This window comes from Microbacterium sp. LWH3-1.2, assembly GCF_040675855.1.
Classification (GTDB): Bacteria; Actinomycetota; Actinomycetes; order Actinomycetales; family Microbacteriaceae; genus Microbacterium.
Window position 1 is genome coordinate 2,399,530 of the sequence record NZ_JBEGIK010000001.1, and the last position, 17,634, is coordinate 2,417,163.

Here is a 17,634-nt window from a genome sequence, read left to right on the forward strand (position 1 = left end):
TCTGCCATGCACTGCCCGTTCTGCCGTCACGCCGATTCGCGCGTCATCGACTCGCGCACCAGCGACGACGGTCTCAGCATTCGTCGCCGTCGTCAGTGTCCGCAGTGCGGCGGCCGTTTCACGACGATCGAGACGGCGAGCCTCAACGTCATCAAGCGCTCCGGCGTGATCGAGCCGTTCAGCCGCGAGAAGGTCATCTCAGGCGTGCGCAAGGCGTGCCAGGGGCGGCCGGTGACCGAAGGCGACCTTGCGGTGCTCGCCCAGACGGTCGAGGAGAGCATCCGTCAGACCGGTGCCTCGCAGCTCGACGCGAACGAGATCGGCCTCGCGATCCTCGGGCCCCTCCGCGACCTCGACGAGGTCGCCTACCTGCGCTTCGCGAGCGTCTACCAGGCGTTCGACTCCCTCGAGGACTTCGAGGCCGCGATCGACCAGCTGCGAGCCGACCACGGCCGCGCGCCCGCTCGCGATGAAAGCGCGGCGGCCGCCTCGGAGTGACCGGATAGCCTAGAAGGGATGTATCCCCTCCTCTTCCGCACTGTCCTGTCGCGTATGGACCCCGAGTCCGCCCACCATTCGGCGATGGTCGTGATACGGATGCTGGGGATCCCGCCGTTCTCGTGGGCCACTCGTGCGATCACCCGGCCCGCATCGGCGCTGGCGACCACCGCACTGGGGCTGTCCTTCGACTCGCCGTTCGGCGTGGCCGCCGGGTTCGACAAGGACGTGAAGGGGGCGTCGGGACTGCACGCCCTCGGCTTCGGTCACGTCGAGGTCGGCACCGTCACGGCGATCCCGCAGGACGGCAACCCGAGGCCGCGGCTGTTCCGGCTGATCCCGGATCGCGCCGTCGTGAACCGCATGGGCTTCAACAATCACGGCGCCGAGGCGGCGGCTGCACGTCTGCGCACGCTGCGCAAGCGCTCGCGTCGCACCGTGCTGGGCGTCAACATCGGCAAGAGCCGGGTCGTCGACGTCGCGGATGCGACCGCCGACTACGTCCGCAGCGCGACGCTGCTGGCGCCGCTCGCCGACTACCTCGTGGTGAACGTGTCGTCGCCGAACACGCCGGGACTGCGCGGCCTGCAGGCGGTCGAGACTCTCCGTCCGCTGCTCGATGCCGTGCGCGATGCCGCGGGCGCCACGCCGCTGCTGGTGAAGATCGCGCCGGACCTCCCCGACGACGAGATCGTGGCGATCGCCCAACTCGCGGTCGACGCCGGACTGTCCGGGATCATCGCGACCAACACCACGATCTCACGCGAGGGCCTCGTCACCGACCCGGCGACGGTGGCCGCCGCCGGTGACGGCGGACTGTCGGGAGGGCCGCTGAAGGCGCGGGCGCTCGACGTGCTGCGGCTGCTGCGCCAGGCGGTGCCCGCCGAGTTCGCAGTGATCTCGGTCGGCGGCGTCGAGACCGCCGCCGACGTGCAGGAGCGATTGGATGCCGGCGCCACCCTCGTGCAGGGCTACACGGCCTTCCTCTACCGCGGCCCGCTGTGGGCGCGGCAGATCAACCGGGGCCTCGCGAAGCGAGGCTGAGGGCCGACGGCGTCGCGCCGGATCAGGCCGGCTTCTGGCCGCGCTTGACCTGCGGCTTCGGAAGGCGGAGGAACCGCATCTGCACGGTGCGCATGGCCGCGTACCAGCCGAGGCCCTTCTCCACCTTGCCCTCGCCGAACTTCTTTCGCACAGCGCGCTTGACGGTGATCGACGTGATCACCATGTCGCCGATGACGAAGAAGATGAAGATCCACAGACCGACGAACGCGTAGTACTGCAGCTCGGGGATAGGCAGGAAGGTCGCGAGGATCACGAGCACCATCGCGGGCATGACGGCCTCGCCGAGGTGCCAGCCGGCGTCGACCCAGTCGCGAACGAACTTGCGCTGCGGACCCTGGTCGCGGGCAGGGAGATAGCGCTGGTCGCCGTTGGCCATGCCGATGCGGGCCTTCTCGCGCTGCGTCGCCAGATCGGCCTTCGCACGGGCACGCGCCTCCTTCGTGTCGGGCACGAGGGGTCGCTTGCGCGCGGCCTCCTGCTCGGCGCGCGAGGGAGTGGGGCGTCCCTTGCTCGAGGGACCGCTGACGGGGACGCCGTTCAGCGTGGTGCCATCCGACGGTGCGTCGTTGGACGAAGGAGCTGCAGGTGTCTTGGCCACGAAGGATCCTCGGGTACGGAGAAGGGGTGCACTTAAGATTACCCGCATGACCTCTGAGCTCACCCGACAGGATGCTGTGCGCGAAGCCGCGGCTTCCGGCATCCCCTCCACCCTCGCCGATCTCGGCAATCTCGTGCGCATCCCGTCCGTCGCGTTCCCCGGGTTCGACCCCGCCGAGGTGCAGCGCAGCGCCGATGCCGTCGTCGAGCTCGTGCGCGGGACCGGTCTGTTCGAGACGGTTCAGATCAAGACGGCGGTGATCCCGGAGACGGGGGAGCCGGGCAGCCCCGCGGTGCTCGCGACCCGCGCCGCGCGCAACGGTCGCCCGACGATCCTGCTCTACGCACACCACGACGTGCAGCCGGTCGGCGACGAGTCGCTCTGGGCGTCGTCGCCGTTCGAGCCGACCGTGCGGGGGGGGCGGCTGTACGGTCGGGGCGCGGCCGACGACAAAGCCGGCATCATGGCCCACCTGGCCGCGCTGCGCGCGCTCAAGGAGGGCGTCGGCGAAGACTTCGATCTCGGTGTCGCGCTGTTCTTCGAGGGTGAGGAGGAGGCGGGCTCGCGGTCGTTCGCGCAGTTCCTCTCCGACAACGCCGACGCGCTGCGCGCCGACGTGATCGTCGTCGCCGACTCGGGCAACTGGGACGCCAAGACCCCCGCGCTCACGGTGTCGCTGCGCGGCAACACCCGCTTCACCCTCCGTGTGCGCACGCTCGAGCACGCCTCGCACTCCGGCATGTTCGGAGGAGCCGTCCCCGACGCCATGATGGCGACCGTGAAGATGCTCGCGACGCTGTGGGACGAGGACGGCTCGGTCGCGGTGGCGGGACTGACGGAACGGGAAGCTGCGACCCCCGAGTACACCGAGGAGACCCTGCGCGACGAGGCCGGGCTGCCTGCCGGCGTCTCGCCCGTCGGTCGCGGCACGATCCTGAGCCGCATCTGGAACAAGCCGTCGATCACGGTGACGGGCATCGACGCCCCGAGCGTCGTGAACGCCTCCAACACTCTGAGCCCCGAGATCTCGGTCGTGATCAGCGCCCGGATCGCGCCCGGCCAGCCCGCGCGCGAGGCATACGCCGCGATCGAGTCGCACCTGCGCGACCACGCGCCGTTCGGGGCGCAGCTCACCTTCACCGACCAGGACTACGGCGACGCCTTCCTGGTCGACACGTCGGGCTGGGCCGTCGAGGCTGCCCGCGAGGCGCTGCACGAGGGCTACGGCGTCGAGTCCGTGGATATCGGCGTCGGCGGGTCGATCCCGTTCATCGCCGACCTCGTGCGCGAGTTTCCGGGTGCGCAGATCCTGGTGACCGGTGTAGAGGACCCGCACGCGAAGGCTCACAGCCCGAACGAGTCGCTGCACCTCGAGACGTTCCGGAACGCGGTGCTCTCCGAGGCGCTGCTCCTCGAGAAGCTCGACGGGCGCACGTCGCAGGCATGACGCAGCGGCACCGGCGCGAATGAGCCGGTCCCGGAGCCTTCTACCAGCGGGCGCGCGTAGAATCGACGCATCCCGCCGCCCGAGTGGATGATCGATCCGGGGCGGCCCTTCCGGAGGAGTGCCATGACCGACACCGCACTGACGACCGAGCAGACCGCCCGCGAGCATGGTGTGCTGCTGACCGATGCCGCCGCCGGCAAGGTCAAGAACCTGCTGGAACAGGAGGGCCGCGACGACCTGCGTCTTCGCGTGGCCGTGCAGCCCGGCGGGTGCAGCGGGCTGATCTACCAGCTCTACTTCGACGAGCGCTACCTCGACGGCGACAAGACGGTCGACTTCGACGGCGTCGAGGTGATCGTCGACGACATGAGTGTGCCCTACCTCGACGGCGCCACGATCGACTTCAAGGACACCATCTCGGAGCAGGGCTTCACGATCGACAACCCCAACGCGGCCGGGTCGTGCGCGTGCGGCGACAGCTTCCACTGATCGCCAACGATCGGATACTTTTCCGGCGGGTCCGGTGCGCTGCGATTGGCGCCCGGGCCCGCCTTTTTCCGTTCCTGCGACACGATCCAACCTGAGCGGATGGCCTGAATCGCCTGGGCGGTTGCCCTAGACTGGCGAGAGTCCTGTTCGTGATCGGAAAGGTGCACCGTGCCTTCGAAACGCCGTATCCGCTGGGCCGTTCTCCCACTCGGGATCGCAGCGGCTGCAGTCCTCGCCGGATGCACCCCGACCGAGCTGCACGGCTTCCTCCCCGGGTTCACCGAAGACGGTCAGCCGGCCACCAACCACGTCGACATGGTCGCGGGTCTCTGGGTCAATTCGTGGATCGTGCTGCTCGTCGTCGGTGTCATCACGTGGGGCCTGATGGGATGGGCGGCGATCGCCTACCGGCGTCGCAAGGGCCAGATGGGTCTTCCCGTCCAGCTGCGCTACAACATGCCGATCGAGATCTTCTACACGATCGTCCCGCTCATCCTGGTCGTCGGCTTCTTCGCCTTCACCGCGCGCGACCAGGCGATCCTCGAGACGCAATACGACGAGCCTGACGTGTCGATCACGGCGATCGGCAAGCAGTGGTCGTGGGACTTCCAGTACGACGGTGCGAGCGACGACGAGACCGTCTGGACCATGGGCGTCCAGGCGCAGACCGACGAGCGCGGCGATGTCATCAGCGAGCTCCCCACGCTGGTCCTCCCGGTCAACGAGTCGGTCAAGATCAAGCTGCAGTCGCGCGACGTCATCCACTCGTTCTGGATCATCGACTTCCTGTACAAGAAGGACATGTACATCGGCAAGGACAACTACTGGTCCTTCACGCCGACCCGCGAGGGCGAGTACGCCGGCAAGTGCGCCGAGCTCTGCGGCGAGTACCACTCGATGATGCTGTTCAACGTCAAGGTCGTGAGCGCAGCAGAGTACGAGGATTACCTCGACACGCTTCGCGAGGCGGGCCAGACCGGCGACATCAACGACGCTTACGACCGACTTCAGAACCTGCCCGGCACGGGCGGTTCCATCGATGAGAACGTGGAAGAGGTGGACCACTGATGGCGACGACGCTCCCTCTCCAGGAGACGTCCCAGGGGCGTCCGACGACCCTGCCGCCACGGCAGGCGGCCCTGCTCAGCGCATCGCGCGTCGAGCAGAAGGGCAACATCATCGTCAAGTGGATCACCTCCACCGACCACAAGACGATCGGCTACCTGTACCTGATCTCCTCCGTCATCTTCTTCCTGCTGGGTGGAGTGATGGCGCTGATCATCCGCGCGGAGCTCTTCGAGCCCGGGATGCAGATCATCCCGACCAAGGAGCAGTACAACCAGCTGTTCACGATGCACGGCACGATCATGCTGCTGATGTTCGCGACGCCGCTGTTCGCAGGCTTCGCGAACGCGATCCTGCCGCTGCAGATCGGTGCGCCCGACGTCGCATTCCCGCGTCTGAACGCGTTCGCGTTCTGGCTGTTCCTGTTCGGCTCGACGATCGCCGTCGCCGGCTTCCTCACGCCGCAGGGTGCAGCCGCATTCGGCTGGTTCGCCTATCAGCCGCTCGCGAACGCCAGCTTCTCGCCAGGCGCAGGCGGAAACCTCTGGATGCTCGGCCTCGGCATGAGTGGTTTCGGCACGATCCTCGGCGCGGTGAACTTCATCACGACGATCATCACCATGCGCGCGCCCGGCATGACCATGTGGCGCATGCCGATCTTCTCGTGGAACACGCTGATCACCAGCATCCTCGTGCTGATGGCGTTCCCGGTGCTGGCCGCCGCCATCCTCGCCGCCGCGGCGGACCGCGTGCTCGGCGCTCACATCTACGACCCGGCCAACGGCGGCGTGCTCCTCTGGCAGCACCTGTTCTGGTTCTTCGGTCACCCCGAGGTGTACATCATCGCGCTGCCGTTCTTCGGCATCGTGTCGGAGATCTTCCCGGTCTTCAGCCGCAAGCCGATCTTCGGGTACAAGACGCTGGTCTACGCGACGATCGCGATCGCCGCACTGTCGGTCGCGGTGTGGGCCCACCACATGTACGTCACCGGCGCGGTGCTGCTGCCGTTCTTCGCGCTGATGACGATGCTCATCGCGGTGCCCACCGGGGTGAAGATCTTCAACTGGATCGGCACGCTCTGGCGAGGCTCGGTCACATTCGAGACCCCGATGGTGTTCGCGCTCGGCTTCCTGGTGTCGTTCGTGTTCGGTGGCCTCACCGGCGTGATCCTCGCGTCGCCGCCCCTCGACTTCGCACTGTCGGACTCGTACTTCGTCGTCGCGCACTTCCACTACGTCGTGTTCGGCACGGTCGTGTTCGCGATGTTCGCCGGCTTCTACTTCTGGTGGCCGAAGTGGACGGGGCGCATGCTCAACGAGCGGCTCGGCTATGTCCACTTCTGGATGTTGTTCATCGGCTTCCACATGACGTTCCTCATCCAGCACTGGCTGGGTGTCGACGGCATGGTCCGTCGCTACGCGGACTACTCGGAGGCGGACGGCTGGACCTGGCAGAACCAGGTGTCGACGATCGGCGCCATCATCCTCGGCGCCTCGATGATCCCGTTCCTCTTCAACGTGTGGATCACGTCGCGCAAGGCGCCGAAGGTGACCGTGAACGACCCGTGGGGCTACGGTGCATCGCTCGAGTGGGCGACCTCCTGCCCGCCCCCGCGTCACAACTTCACGTCGATCCCGCGCATCCGCAGCGAGCGGCCCGCGTTCGACCTGAACCACCCCGAGGCGGGCATCCCCGTCGGAGTCGGTCCCGCGAAGGACGCTCCCGAAGCCCCGGTTGCCGACCTTGCCGATGGAGAGGTGAAGTAAGGTGCGCACGAACACCGGACTCTGGTGGCTGCTGTCGATCTTCTTCCTGCTGGTGGCGATCGTCTACACCATCTGGAACATCATCGCCCACCCGGACCTGGTTTGGTACCACGCCATCGAGTGGGTCGGCAGCGTTGCGCTGCTGTTCACGGCTCTGATGGGCGCGCTGATCGCGTTCTACATCGGCCGCGTGCACAACGCCCAAGGCGGCGAGCTGCCCGAGGACGTCCTCACCTCCGACATCGACGACGGCGACCCTGAGCTCGGTGAGTTCAGCCCGTGGTCGTGGTGGCCCATCGTGCTGGCCTTCTCGGCGGCGCTGGGCATGATCGGCCTCGCTGTGGGTGCGTGGCTCATGCCCATCGGCATCGGCGTGTTCGTCGTCGCGATCGTCGGCTGGGTGTACGAGTACTACCGCGGATACTTCGCCCGCTGACCCGGCGCTGCCGGCCGGCATGACACACTGCGTGATGCGCACGGGGACCCGTCAGTGACGGGGCCCCGTGCGTTTCTGCGTGCGGCCGCCTGCTCGGACATCGGCCCGCATCGCGCGACGAACCAGGACGCAGCGTTCACAGCTTCCTGGGGCGTCGCCGTGGCCGATGGCGTCGGCGGAGGACCCGCCGGAGATCTCGCCTCGGCCGCGTTCGTCCACCGGCTGGCCGCGGGTCGTCTGGACGGCCTCGAGCCCCTACAGCTGGCGGATGCTGTGCGATCCGCCAACTGGGACCTTCGCGCTCATGTCGAGCGCGATCCATCGCTGAGCGGCATGGCCACGACGTTCACCGGGCTGTTCATCGCCCAGGGTGGCGGACTGCTGCTCGCGCACACCGGTGACTCGCGGGCATACCGCCTGCGGGACGGTGAGCTCGCGCAGGCGAGCAGAGACGATTCCCTCGTGCAGGCGCTCGTCGATCGGGGAATCGTCTCGATCACGGATGCCGCGTCCCACCCTCGCCGCAACATCATCACCGCGTCGCTCAGCGGGGCGGAGCGGGATGCGGCGGCGGTCACGGCATTCGACGCGCAGCACGGAGACCGGTGGCTGCTGTGCAGCGACGGGCTCACCGACTACGTCCCGGACGCCGAGATCCGCGCGCTCCTCCTGGAATTCCCCCACGCGGGGACGGCAGTCGAGGCGTGCGTGGCGGTGGCTCTCGAAGCCGGTTCCCGTGACAACGTCACCGTCGTCGTGTGCGATGTCGTCGACGCGGACGGGATCGGCGGCGGACCCACGCAGACGTCCTTCTACGGGGCCGCCGCCGAGCGGTTCATGGAGGGTCTGGAGTCGGCCTGAGCGGGCGCCTCAGCCCGCGACGCGGGTGCGTACGACCATGACCTGCGAGTCGAACACGCGGGGGAGTGCGCCCTCGTCGTTCTCGGTCGGCTGTCCCTCGCGCACCCAGTACTCGTACCCGCCGATCATCTCCTTGACGGCGTAGCCCAGCTTCGCGAACTCGATCGCGCCCTTGGCCCCGGCGTTGCAGCCCGGGCTCCAGCAGTAGACGACGACGGACGAGGACGGGTCGATCTCGCGCGGAGCGCGCTCGGCGATCTCGCGGTACGGCATGTGGATCGCCCCGCTGATGCGCCCCTGCGTCCACGCCTCGTCACCGCGGACATCGACGAGGACGAAGTGCTCGCCCGCTTTCTGCGCGGCGTAGACGTCCGACGAGTCTGTCTCGAGGGCGAGCTTGGCGGAGAAGTAGGAGAGCGCATCTGTCATGCGTCCACGCTAAGCCCCGGGCAAGAGCTCCCAGCGCCGGATGCTCGGTCAGACATCGTCCGATTCCTGCCGAACGCGGGGAGGGGGTGTCGCTGGGCCCGGGATGACGAATGCCCCGGCGCGATCGTCAAGATCGTGCCGGGGCATCCGTCTGCGAAATGCGGCGACCTATTGGTCGGACTCCTTCTCGCGGTTGCGCGGGGCCTTCGTGCCGGGCTCGCGCTCGGGGACGATCACGTTCGAGGGGCGCACCGGAACCTCTCCGTGCTTCCCGTCGTCGATCGGCTTGTGCGGAGCGTCCGGCACACCGGCGCGCTCGTGTGCCGCCTGGATCTCGAGGTCCTCTTCGGCCGCGATGTGGTCGAGGTCGTGGTGCTGGTGAGACAACGCCACGTCGAGCTCGGCCTGGGTGACCGGGGTCAGGCGGTCCTCGAAGAACCAGCGCGAGATCGATGCCCGGAGGTTCTCGTGCCACGGGATCCGGCCCTTGGCGTTCGGACGCACGATGAGCGGCTCATAGGTCTCGAAGTAGGCCAGCTTGAAGCGCTCGTAGTCGTCGACCGGCTGGTGCACCTCGATGTACTCGCCGCCGGGAAGGCGGACGATGCGGCCCGACTCATAACCGTGCAGCGAGATCTCGCGGTCCTTCTTCTGCAGCGCGATGCAGATGCGCTTGGTGACGAAGTAGGCGATCACCGGACCCAGGATCAGCAGAGCCTGGAGCGTGTGGATCACGCCCTCCATCGTCAGCCAGAAGTGGGTGGCGATGATGTCGGAGGCCGCCGCGGCCCACAGCACCGCGTAGAAGGTGACGCCGGCCGCACCGATGGCGGTGCGGGTCGCGGAGTTGCGGGGGCGCTGGGCGATGTGGTGCTCACGCTTGTCGCCGGTGACCCACGCCTCGATGAAGGGGTAGATCAGCACGAGGACGATGAACAGGCCGAGTCCGACGAGCGGAACGATGATGTTGAACGACCACGTGCGGTTGAGGAACACGAACTCCCAGCCCGGCGGAACCAGACGCAGGGCGCCGTCCGCGAAGCCGATGTACCAGTCGGGCTGGGTTCCGGCGGAGACCGGGGACGGGTCGTAAGGGCCGTAGTTCCAGATCGGGTTGATCGTGAACAGCGACGCGATGAGCACGATCACGCCGAACGTGATGAACAGGAAGCCGCCCATCTTCGACATGTAGACCGGCATCATCGGGTAGCCGACGACGACGCTGTTCGTGCGACCCGCGCCGGCGAACTGGGTGTGCTTGTTGATCACCATCAGCATGAGGTGGACCACGAGCAGGCCGACGAGGATCGCGGGCAGCAGGAGGATGTGCAGCGTGTAGAGGCGACCGACGATGGCGTCACCGGGGAACTGTCCGCCGAACAGCAGGAACGATGTCCAGGTTCCGATGATCGGGATGCCCTTCACCATGCCGTCGATGATGCGGAGACCGTTGCCCGAGAGCACGTCGTCGGGGAGCGAGTAGCCGGTGAAGCCCTCACCCATCGCGAGGATGAACAGAATGAAGCCGATCACCCAGTTGAGCTCACGCGGCTTGCGGAACGCGCCGGTGAAGAACACGCGCAGCATGTGGACGCCGATGCCGGCGACGAACACGAGAGCGGCCCAGTGGTGCATCTGACGGACGAGCAGGCCGCCGCGCAGGTCGAAGGAGATCTCGAGGGTCGACGCCATGGCGGCCGACATCTCGATGCCTCGCATGGGCAGGAACGCGCCGTTGTAGTGCGTCTCGGTCATCGACGCCTGGAAGAAGAACGTCAGGAACGTGCCCGAGAGGAGCACGACGACGAACGCCCACATCGCGATCTCACCCAGCATGAACGACCAGTGGTCGGGGAAGATCTTGCGACCGAGCTCCTTGACGAAGCCCGACAGGCTCGTGCGCTCGTCGATGTAGTTCGCGGTGGCGCCGATGAAGCGCCCGCCGAGCGGGCGGTCACCGTTGCGTGAGACGGGAGCCGCCGGAGCCGCAGGCTGCTCAGTGACGGTTGAGGTGCTCAATGACGCTCCCAGAAGCTCGGGCCGACGGGTTCGAGGAAGTCGCTGCGGGCGATGAGATAGCCCTCGTCGTCGACGGTGATGGGCAGCTGCGGCAGCGGGCGGGCCGCCGGGCCGAAGATGACCTTCGCGTGGTCGGTCACGTCGAACTGCGACTGGTGGCACGGGCACAGAAGGTGGTGGGTCTGCTGCTCGTACAGCGCCACCGGGCAGCCGACGTGCGTGCACACCTTGGAGTAGGCGACGATGCCGTTGTACGACCACTCCTTGCGGTCCTCGGACTCCGTGAGCTGCTCGGGGAGCATGCGGATCAGGAGGACGATCGCCTTCGCCTTCTCGTCGAGGTAGCCCTCGCTGTGCGAGACGTCCGCGAGTGCTTCGGGGATGACGTGCACGGCGGAGCCGAGGGTCAGGTCGGCCGCCTTGATGGGCTCGCCCGAAGGGTCGTGCGCGAGGCGCATGCCCTTCTTCCACATGGTGTGCTCGAGGAGGTACACCGGGTCGCCCGCGTGCGGCTTCTCCGGCGAGTTGAACGGCGCGAGACCGCGGAACAGGACGACGCCGGGCACGACGGACGCCACGAGGGCGGCGATCAGCGAGTTGCGGACCATCGCGCGGCGGCCGAAGCCCGAGTCGGCGTCGGCGTCGGCGAAGGCCTTGATGGCGGCCTCACGCGTCGTGTCGCGACCGCGCGTGGCATGACGGGGCTCGACGAACTCCTTGTCGGACATGACGGCCTTGGACCAGTGGATCGCGCCGACGCCGATGGCGAGCAGCGCGAAGGCGATGCCGAGTCCGATGAAGAGGTTGTTGTTGCGGATGTCGACGATCCGCCCGCTCTCGATCGGGAACAGCATGTAGGCGGCGATCGCCCAGATGCTGCCGGCGATCGACAGGTAGAAGAGCGTGTAGATTCCCCGGACCGCGCGCTTCATGGAAGCGGGGTCCTTGTCGGTCATCCGCTCGCGGTGCGGAGGGAGGCCAGGGTTGCTCACCGGGTCGGTGACCGCGACGGCGAGCCCGGGGGAGGGCTTCCAGGAAGCCCTCTCGTGCTCTAGCGGGTCGTCCTCGTGGGCCATGCTGCTCCTCGTCAAGTGTTACGTGTGTCGTGCGTCGATCAGTTGGACTTCGCCGTGATCCACACGGTGATGGCGATCAGCGAGCCGATGCCGAAGATCCAGATGAAGAGGCCCTCGGAGACGGGGCCGAGCGAGCCGAGCGAGAATCCGCCCGCGGACTCGTTGTCCTGCAGGTAGAGCAGGTAGGTGATGATGTCGCGCTTCTCTTCGGTGGTCAGCGTCATGTCGTTGAACACCGGCATGTTCTGCGGGCCCGTCACCATCGCCGCGTACATGTTGAGCGGGGTGGTGGTGTGCAGAGCGGGGGCGTACTTGCCCTCGGTGAGCGCACCACCGGCACCCGCGACGTTGTGGCACATCGCGCAGTTGATGCGGAAGAGCTCGCCGCCCTCGGATGCGCTTCCCTCGCCGTCGAGCACCTCGTCGTCGGGGTAGGTCGGACCGGGCGCGATCGACTGGATGTAGGAGCCGATCGCGGTGATCTGCTCCTCGGTGAACTGTGCCGGCTTCTGCGGAGCCTGCGGGCCCTGCATCTGCAGCGGCATGCGGCCGGTGCTCATCTGGAAGTGCACGGCGAGTTCGCCGACGCCGTAGAGCGACGGGCCGTCCTCGGTGCCCTGCACGTCGAGGCCGTGGCACGTGGCGCAGTTGGCCTGGAACAGCTTCTTGCCGTCTTCGACGGTGAGCGCGGAGTTCGTGACGGTCTCGGGCGTCGTGGCCGCCATCGCGGCGGATGCGCCGGCGTAGACGCCGCCCGTGATGAGCAGGCCGATGCCGATCAGTGCGGCCGCTGCCCACGGGCTGCGGCGGCCTTTCGAGCGGCGCGTGGTCTCTCGTGCCATTTCGGGGTTCAGCTCCGCTCTCACTTGAGGAAGTAGATGACGAGGAAGAGGGCGATCCAGACGACGTCGACGAAGTGCCAGTAGTACGACACGACGATCGAGGACGTCATCTCCTTGCGCCCGAAGTTCTTGACGGCGTACGCGCGTCCGATCACGAGCAGGAAGGCGATGAGGCCGCCCGTCACGTGGAGGGCGTGGAAGCCGGTGGTGAGGTAGAAGGCCGACGCGTACGAGTTCGCGCTGATCGGCATGCCCTCGGTGACGAGCTGGGCGTACTCCCACACCTGGCCCGAGACGAAGATCGCGCCGAGGGCGAAGGTCAGCCAGAACCACTCGACCATTCCCCAGCCGAGCCAGCCGCGCTTCTTCGTCGAGTAGGGCTGGAAGCGCTCGGCCGCGAACACGCCCATCTGGCACGTGACCGAGGACAGCACGAGGATGATCGTGTTGACGGTCGCGTACGGGATGTTCAGCAGCTGCGTCTCCTGCGCCCACAGTTCGGGCGAGGTGTTGCGCAGGGTGAAATAGATCGCGAAGAGGCCCGCGAAGAACATCACCTCGCTGCCGAGCCACACGATGGTTCCGACAGCGACCGGATCCGGCCGCTTGACGGACCGCATGGCCTGGGAGTAGGTCGCTGTGGAGGTCGTCACGCTCCCCATTATGGCCGATCCGAAGCCGCGATTTTCGCATCGGAGGGCATGTCTTGGCCGGGTCCCGAACTTAGGGGCGCCTAAAAGTACCCTGCGACTCTGCCGTGAACACGTGGTGAAGACGCAGAATCGCTGCGACCGGGACGCCGTGTCACGAAAAGGTTCCGATTCCCGAGCCCGGCTAGGCTTCTCGGTTATGGCGGAGCTGTACACCTGGCCGGGAATCCTCACCACGCTGCTCGAGCGACGCGACCTCAGCGTCTCGGAATCGACGTGGGCGATGCGGCAGATCATGTCGGGCACCGCGACCCCCTCTCAACTGGCGGGCTTCCTGGTGGCCCTGCGCTCGAAGGGTGAGACCGTCGACGAGATCGTCGGGTTCCGCGACGCGATCCTCGAGGCCGCGCTGCCGCTTCCCGTCGACGCTGCCGTCCTCGACATCGTGGGCACGGGAGGCGACCGCTTCGGCACTGTCAACGTCTCGACCATGTCCGCGCTCGTGGCCGCGGCATCAGGGGTCCCGGTCGTCAAGCACGGCAACAAGGCCGCCAGCTCCTCATCGGGCTCCTCCGACGTGCTGGGAGCGCTCGGCGTCGATCTCGCACTTTCGCCCGACGCGGTGGCCGAGACGCTCTCGCGCGCGGGGATCACCTTCGCGTTCGCGGGCGCGTTCCACCCGGGCTTCAAGAACGCGGCGGCGACGCGCAGCGAACTCGGCGTCCCGACGGTGTTCAACTTCCTCGGGCCGCTGTGCAACCCCGCGCGTGCCGAGGCGAACGCAGTCGGCGTCGCCCACCTCGACCGCGTCCCGCTGATCACGGGCGTCTTCCGCACGCGTGGCGCGACGGCACTGGTGTTCCGCGGCGACGACGGGCTGGACGAGCTCACGACGACCGGGCACAGCCGGCTGTGGGAGGTCACCCGCGGCGACATCCACGAGCACGACCTCGACCCGCGCGACCTCGGCATTCCGCTCGCCGACATCGACGACCTGCTCGGGGGCGACCCCGCCCACAACGCGGACGTGGTGCGCCGCGTGCTCGGTGGCGACGAGGGTCCGGTCCGCGACATCGTGCTGCTCAACGCGGCCGCCGGCATCGTCGCCTACCGGCTGTTCCGCGACGCCGGACAGGTGCAGCGGCCGATCCTCGAGCGCCTCGCGGAGGCGCGCGACGAGGCCGCCGCCGCGATCGACAGCGGCGCTGCGACGGCGACTCTGGATCGCTGGGTCGACGCCACGCGCGCACTCGCGTCCTGAGTCGCCGGACCACCGGGCTTTCTCCGGCGCGCGCTCTTCCGTCGCCCCGCGCGGCGCCGCTAGCGTGTGGCTCAACGACCCGCATCCGAGGAGGACGCATGATGAGCGAGGAAGAGCCCCGCACGACGGACGTGATCGAGCCCCCCGAGAAGAAGGTCGGCCTGGTGAAGGCGGTCGGCATCCTCGGGATCATCGGCGGCGTGCTGCTGATCGTCGTCGGCATCATCGCGTGGATCGGCGTGACCACCCAGCTCACGGCCGAGAACATCACCATCCCCGACGACGCGGCGGCGTTCCAGGGCCAGCAGGTCACCGGACCCTTCACCGCCTACGTGCAGGCCGACATCATCAACACCCACGCGCTCGAGGCGTCGGGCGGGAAGACGTACGCCGAGCTCGACCAGGACGACCCGGTGCGGGCGACCGTGATGCAGGCGTCGTTCCTGCGCGCGTCCCTCTTCACCTCGGTCGTCGCCTACGGCGTCGCGCTGTTCGCGGCCGGCATGGGCGTGCTGGCGATCCTGTTCGGCTGGGCGATCCACCGCCTGGCGAGCGTGCCGGTGGTGATCAGGCGGTCGAACGTCTACTGATCCGCCGGCCCCTTGCCCCGTGAATCCCCACGAGGCGCTCACCGAGATCGCCACGCTCCTGGAGCGTGAGCGCTCGTCCCGGTACAAGTCGAAGGCCTTCCGTGCTGCTGCCGACGCGGTCGAGGGGCTGAGCGACGCAGAGCTGCGGGACACCGCGGCTCTGCGTCGCCGAAAGGGCATCGGCGACTCCACGCTGGCCGTGATCCAGCAGGCGCTGGCCGGCGACGTGCCGGGCTACCTCGTCGACCTGCGCGAGCGCGCGGGGGGCCAGCGCACCTCGACGCTGCGGCCGCTGCTGCGCGGCGACCTCCATTCGCACAGCGACTGGTCGGACGGGCTCACCTCGATCGACCTCATGGTCGACGCGGCCCGGGCCCTCGGTCACGAGTACCTCGCCCTCACCGACCACTCGCCGCGGCTGCGTGTCGCGAACGGGCTGTCGCCCGAGCGCCTGCGCTCACAGCTCGAGGTCGTGGCGGACATGAGCGGCGACGGGTTCACCCTGCTGTCGGGCATCGAGGTCGACATCCTCGAGGATGGCGCCCTCGATCAGGAGCCCGACCTCCTCGGCGAACTCGATGTCGTGGTCGCATCCGCCCATTCCAAGCTCCGTATGGAGCGCGGCCCGATGACCCGGCGCCTGGTCGCTGCGGTGTCGAGCCCCCACATCGACGTGCTGGGCCATGTCACCGGCCGACTCGTCGAGGGCTCGCGCGGGACGCGGCCTCCGTCGGCCTTCGACGCCCGCGCGGTGTTCGAAGCCTGCGAGGCCCACGGCGTCGCGGTCGAGATCAATTCGCGGCCCGAGCGGCAGGACCCGCCCGACGAACTGATGATTCTGGCGCTGGAGATCGGATGCCTCTTCTCCATCGATTCGGATGCTCATGCGCCGGGCCAGCTGTCGCTGCTCGACTACGGTGCCGAGCGCGCCGAGCGCATGGGCGTGCCGGCCGAGCGCGTCGTCACCACATGGCCGCTGGATAAGCTGCACGCCTGGACCCGACGCGACCGCGGCGCCTGAGCCCGCGCCGAGGACCGGTGGCGGCCCACCCACCGGCGGGATCAGGAGGTCGACGGCGCTGAGCGCGGGGATGACGGCGACGGTCGGGCCCGGCGGCCGGCGAGCCGCGAGGAGCACGAGAGCGGATGCCGCGGCCAGCGCCAGGCTCGTCGCCGCCGGCGCGACGGGCACGCGCTGCCACCAGGAAAGCGCGATCGTGCCGGGCACCTGCACGAGGAGCGAGACGCCGACCGGGACGAGGAGCACGACAGGCGTCGGAGGCCCAAGCGCGGGTCGAACCCGTCGGTGGCGGAGGCCCGCAGCCGGTGGCTGCTCGCACGGGCATCGTCACGCACGGGCCCGGGCCTGCGCACGATCGTACGCCGCGGCTCCGTCCCGCAGTGAAGAGCGTGTGAATCAGACGGTGTCGAGGGCGTCGACGATGCGATTCATCGACGCACCGAGTGCCCACTGCTCGGCGAGGGACGCAGCATCCGTCTTCCGCTGCTCGGTGAGAGGACGCAGGCGCGGGTCGGGCACGTCCAGCGGGAGATCGCGGACGACGGCCACCACCTGCGGAGCGACGGCGAGGTAGGGGAGCCCGGCGAGCACCTTTGAGCGCACTCCTGCGGACATGCCCTCGCCGCGCTCGGCCGCGGCGACGATCCCGCTGAGGTCGCCGTGCGTCGCGAGGAGTCCCGCGGCGGTCTTCTCGCCGATGCCGGCGACGCCCGGGAGGCCGTCGGACGAGTCGCCGCGGAGCGTGGCGAAGTCCGCATACTGCGATGGCAGCACTCCGTACTTGGCGACCACGGACGCGTCGGTGAGCACTTCGAGGTTGCTCATGCCGCGCGCCGTGTAGACCACCCGGACGTCGCGCGCGTCGTCGACGAGCTGGAAGAGGTCGCGGTCGCCGGTGACGATGTCGACCGGCATGGTCGCGGTCGTGGCGAGGGTGCCGATGACGTCGTCGGCTTCGTGGGCCGCGGCGCCGACGATCCTGATTCCGAGGGTGTCGAGCACCTCCCGGATGACGGGCACCTGTGCTTCGAGCGGATCGGGCACCACTTCGACATCGGGTCCGCCGGCGACCACCTCGGCGACGCGATGGGTCTTGTACGTCGGAATGAGGTCGACGCGCCACTGCGGTCGCCAGTCGTCGTCCCAGCACGCCACGAGATGCGTCGGGCGGTAGGTCGTGACGAGCCGCGTGATGATGTCGAGGAAGCCTCGGACCGCGTTGACAGGCGTCCCGTCCGGGGCGCGCACGGTGTCGGGCACCCCGTAGAACGCGCGGAAGTACAGGGACGCGGAGTCGAGCAGCATCAGGCGGTCGGTCACGCGTTCATCCTGGCATGCGCCGCCGACGTGCACTCTGGATATGAACGCGGCGGCCCGTCGTACGGGGATTGCGGCCGCGACGTGCCGTCCCCCGCCACCCGCCGTTCACCCGCCGGACCGGCGCCGGCCCCACGGCAGGACCCATCGCGTTCACTTCCGGCGCCCACCGTGGGGAGACAGCTGAGCCCCGATCGTGAGGCC

Annotated in this window: 18 protein-coding genes; 11 read left to right on the forward strand and 7 right to left on the reverse strand. The window is 68.3% G+C overall.

Features of this window, described 5'->3' with window-relative positions; translation table 11 throughout:
- Positions 1–6: 6 nt before the first annotated feature.
- Complete coding sequence (gene nrdR / locus MRBLWH3_RS11080) at positions 7–498, forward strand: transcriptional regulator NrdR (RefSeq protein WP_363431728.1); 492 nt, start codon at positions 7–9, stop codon at positions 496–498.
- An 18-nt stretch (positions 499–516) separates the two neighbouring features.
- Positions 517–1,542 carry a quinone-dependent dihydroorotate dehydrogenase gene (locus MRBLWH3_RS11085; protein WP_363431730.1) on the forward strand — a complete coding sequence of 342 codons (1,026 nt, stop codon included), beginning with the start codon at positions 517–519 and terminating at the stop codon, positions 1,540–1,542.
- A 22-nt stretch (positions 1,543–1,564) separates the two neighbouring features.
- Here MRBLWH3_RS11085 and MRBLWH3_RS11090 read toward each other — a convergent pair whose 3' ends face one another.
- Entirely contained in the window at positions 1,565–2,161 is a 597-nt protein-coding gene (locus MRBLWH3_RS11090; protein ID WP_363431733.1) for a DUF3043 domain-containing protein, read from the reverse strand.
- 46 nt (positions 2,162–2,207) lie between these two features.
- On the opposite strand from MRBLWH3_RS11090, the gene MRBLWH3_RS11095 reads away from it, so the two are divergent.
- The 6 genes from MRBLWH3_RS11095 to MRBLWH3_RS11120 all read left to right on the forward strand — a co-directional run bounded on the left by MRBLWH3_RS11095 (position 2,208) and on the right by MRBLWH3_RS11120 (position 8,225).
- A complete protein-coding gene (locus MRBLWH3_RS11095) occupies positions 2,208–3,608 on the forward strand; it encodes a dipeptidase (protein WP_363431735.1) in 1,401 nt (466 codons plus the stop codon).
- A gap of 123 nt (positions 3,609–3,731) precedes the next feature.
- Complete coding sequence (gene erpA, locus MRBLWH3_RS11100; RefSeq protein ID WP_045298933.1) at positions 3,732–4,097, forward strand: iron-sulfur cluster insertion protein ErpA; 366 nt, start codon at positions 3,732–3,734, stop codon at positions 4,095–4,097.
- Positions 4,098–4,265: 168 nt separating this feature from the next.
- Complete coding sequence (gene coxB, locus MRBLWH3_RS11105) at positions 4,266–5,165, forward strand: cytochrome c oxidase subunit II (RefSeq protein ID WP_363431738.1); 900 nt, start codon at positions 4,266–4,268, stop codon at positions 5,163–5,165.
- Complete coding sequence (gene ctaD / locus MRBLWH3_RS11110) at positions 5,165–6,928, forward strand: cytochrome c oxidase subunit I (RefSeq protein WP_363431741.1); 1,764 nt, start codon at positions 5,165–5,167, stop codon at positions 6,926–6,928. The genes coxB and ctaD overlap by 1 nt, the downstream gene beginning before the upstream one ends.
- Position 6,929: 1 nt before the next feature.
- On the forward strand, positions 6,930–7,364 hold the full coding sequence (locus MRBLWH3_RS11115; RefSeq protein WP_341999906.1) for a cytochrome c oxidase subunit 4: 435 nt from the start codon (positions 6,930–6,932) through the stop codon (positions 7,362–7,364).
- Positions 7,365–7,418: 54 nt separating this feature from the next.
- Entirely contained in the window at positions 7,419–8,225 is an 807-nt protein-coding gene (locus MRBLWH3_RS11120) for a PP2C family protein-serine/threonine phosphatase (protein WP_363431744.1), read from the forward strand.
- 9 nt (positions 8,226–8,234) lie between these two features.
- Here MRBLWH3_RS11120 and MRBLWH3_RS11125 read toward each other — a convergent pair whose 3' ends face one another.
- The 5 genes from MRBLWH3_RS11125 to MRBLWH3_RS11145 all read right to left on the reverse strand — a co-directional run bounded on the left by MRBLWH3_RS11125 (position 8,235) and on the right by MRBLWH3_RS11145 (position 13,253).
- Complete coding sequence (locus MRBLWH3_RS11125) at positions 8,235–8,654, reverse strand: rhodanese-like domain-containing protein (RefSeq protein WP_363431746.1); 420 nt, start codon at positions 8,652–8,654, stop codon at positions 8,235–8,237.
- 168 nt (positions 8,655–8,822) lie between these two features.
- Positions 8,823–10,673: a cytochrome b gene (locus tag MRBLWH3_RS11130; RefSeq protein WP_414685361.1), complete on the reverse strand. Its 1,851-nt coding sequence runs from the start codon at positions 10,671–10,673 to the stop codon at positions 8,823–8,825.
- Positions 10,670–11,749, reverse strand: a complete 1,080-nt coding sequence (locus MRBLWH3_RS11135; RefSeq protein WP_363431749.1) for a ubiquinol-cytochrome c reductase iron-sulfur subunit — start codon at positions 11,747–11,749, stop codon at positions 10,670–10,672. The genes MRBLWH3_RS11130 and MRBLWH3_RS11135 overlap by 4 nt, the downstream gene beginning before the upstream one ends.
- Positions 11,750–11,787: 38 nt before the next feature.
- Positions 11,788–12,591 (reverse strand): cytochrome c, encoded by an 804-nt coding sequence (locus tag MRBLWH3_RS11140; RefSeq protein WP_363431751.1) that lies wholly within the window; start codon positions 12,589–12,591, stop codon positions 11,788–11,790.
- A gap of 20 nt (positions 12,592–12,611) precedes the next feature.
- On the reverse strand, positions 12,612–13,253 hold the full coding sequence (locus MRBLWH3_RS11145; RefSeq protein ID WP_045298916.1) for a cytochrome c oxidase subunit 3: 642 nt from the start codon (positions 13,251–13,253) through the stop codon (positions 12,612–12,614).
- Positions 13,254–13,440: 187 nt separating this feature from the next.
- Between MRBLWH3_RS11145 and trpD the strand changes: the two genes are divergently transcribed.
- From trpD to MRBLWH3_RS11160, 3 genes are all read left to right on the forward strand, one after another.
- Positions 13,441–14,502: an anthranilate phosphoribosyltransferase gene (gene trpD, locus MRBLWH3_RS11150; RefSeq protein ID WP_363431754.1), complete on the forward strand. Its 1,062-nt coding sequence runs from the start codon at positions 13,441–13,443 to the stop codon at positions 14,500–14,502.
- Positions 14,503–14,600: 98 nt separating this feature from the next.
- Positions 14,601–15,092, forward strand: a complete 492-nt coding sequence (locus MRBLWH3_RS11155; RefSeq protein ID WP_414685362.1) for an aromatic ring-opening dioxygenase LigA — start codon at positions 14,601–14,603, stop codon at positions 15,090–15,092.
- Positions 15,093–15,111: 19 nt separating this feature from the next.
- Entirely contained in the window at positions 15,112–16,113 is a 1,002-nt protein-coding gene (locus MRBLWH3_RS11160; RefSeq protein WP_363431756.1) for a PHP domain-containing protein, read from the forward strand.
- 396 nt (positions 16,114–16,509) lie between these two features.
- Here the strand turns inward: MRBLWH3_RS11160 and MRBLWH3_RS11165 are convergent, their stop codons facing one another.
- Positions 16,510–17,433: a 5'-3' exonuclease gene (locus MRBLWH3_RS11165; RefSeq protein WP_363431759.1), complete on the reverse strand. Its 924-nt coding sequence runs from the start codon at positions 17,431–17,433 to the stop codon at positions 16,510–16,512.
- Between the last annotated feature and the right edge of the window lie 201 nt (positions 17,434–17,634).

What these genes read in the sequence shown, in the direction of transcription:
- MRBLWH3_RS11125 (WP_363431746.1), bottom strand. Translation starts at nt 8,654, where the DNA reads ATGACAGATGCGCTCTCCTACTTCTCCGCCAAGCTCGCCCTCGAGACA.
- nrdR (WP_363431728.1), top strand. Translation starts at nt 7, where the DNA reads ATGCACTGCCCGTTCTGCCGTCACGCCGATTCGCGCGTCATCGACTCG.
- MRBLWH3_RS11085 (WP_363431730.1), top strand. Translation starts at nt 517, where the DNA reads ATGTATCCCCTCCTCTTCCGCACTGTCCTGTCGCGTATGGACCCCGAG.
- trpD (WP_363431754.1), top strand. Translation starts at nt 13,441, where the DNA reads ATGGCGGAGCTGTACACCTGGCCGGGAATCCTCACCACGCTGCTCGAG.
- MRBLWH3_RS11155 (WP_414685362.1), top strand. Translation starts at nt 14,601, where the DNA reads ATGATGAGCGAGGAAGAGCCCCGCACGACGGACGTGATCGAGCCCCCC.
- MRBLWH3_RS11140 (WP_363431751.1), bottom strand. Translation starts at nt 12,591, where the DNA reads ATGGCACGAGAGACCACGCGCCGCTCGAAAGGCCGCCGCAGCCCGTGG.
- erpA (WP_045298933.1), top strand. Translation starts at nt 3,732, where the DNA reads ATGACCGACACCGCACTGACGACCGAGCAGACCGCCCGCGAGCATGGT.
- MRBLWH3_RS11095 (WP_363431735.1), top strand. Translation starts at nt 2,208, where the DNA reads ATGACCTCTGAGCTCACCCGACAGGATGCTGTGCGCGAAGCCGCGGCT.
- ctaD (WP_363431741.1), top strand. Translation starts at nt 5,165, where the DNA reads ATGGCGACGACGCTCCCTCTCCAGGAGACGTCCCAGGGGCGTCCGACG.
- MRBLWH3_RS11135 (WP_363431749.1), bottom strand. Translation starts at nt 11,749, where the DNA reads ATGGCCCACGAGGACGACCCGCTAGAGCACGAGAGGGCTTCCTGGAAG.
- MRBLWH3_RS11145 (WP_045298916.1), bottom strand. Translation starts at nt 13,253, where the DNA reads ATGGGGAGCGTGACGACCTCCACAGCGACCTACTCCCAGGCCATGCGG.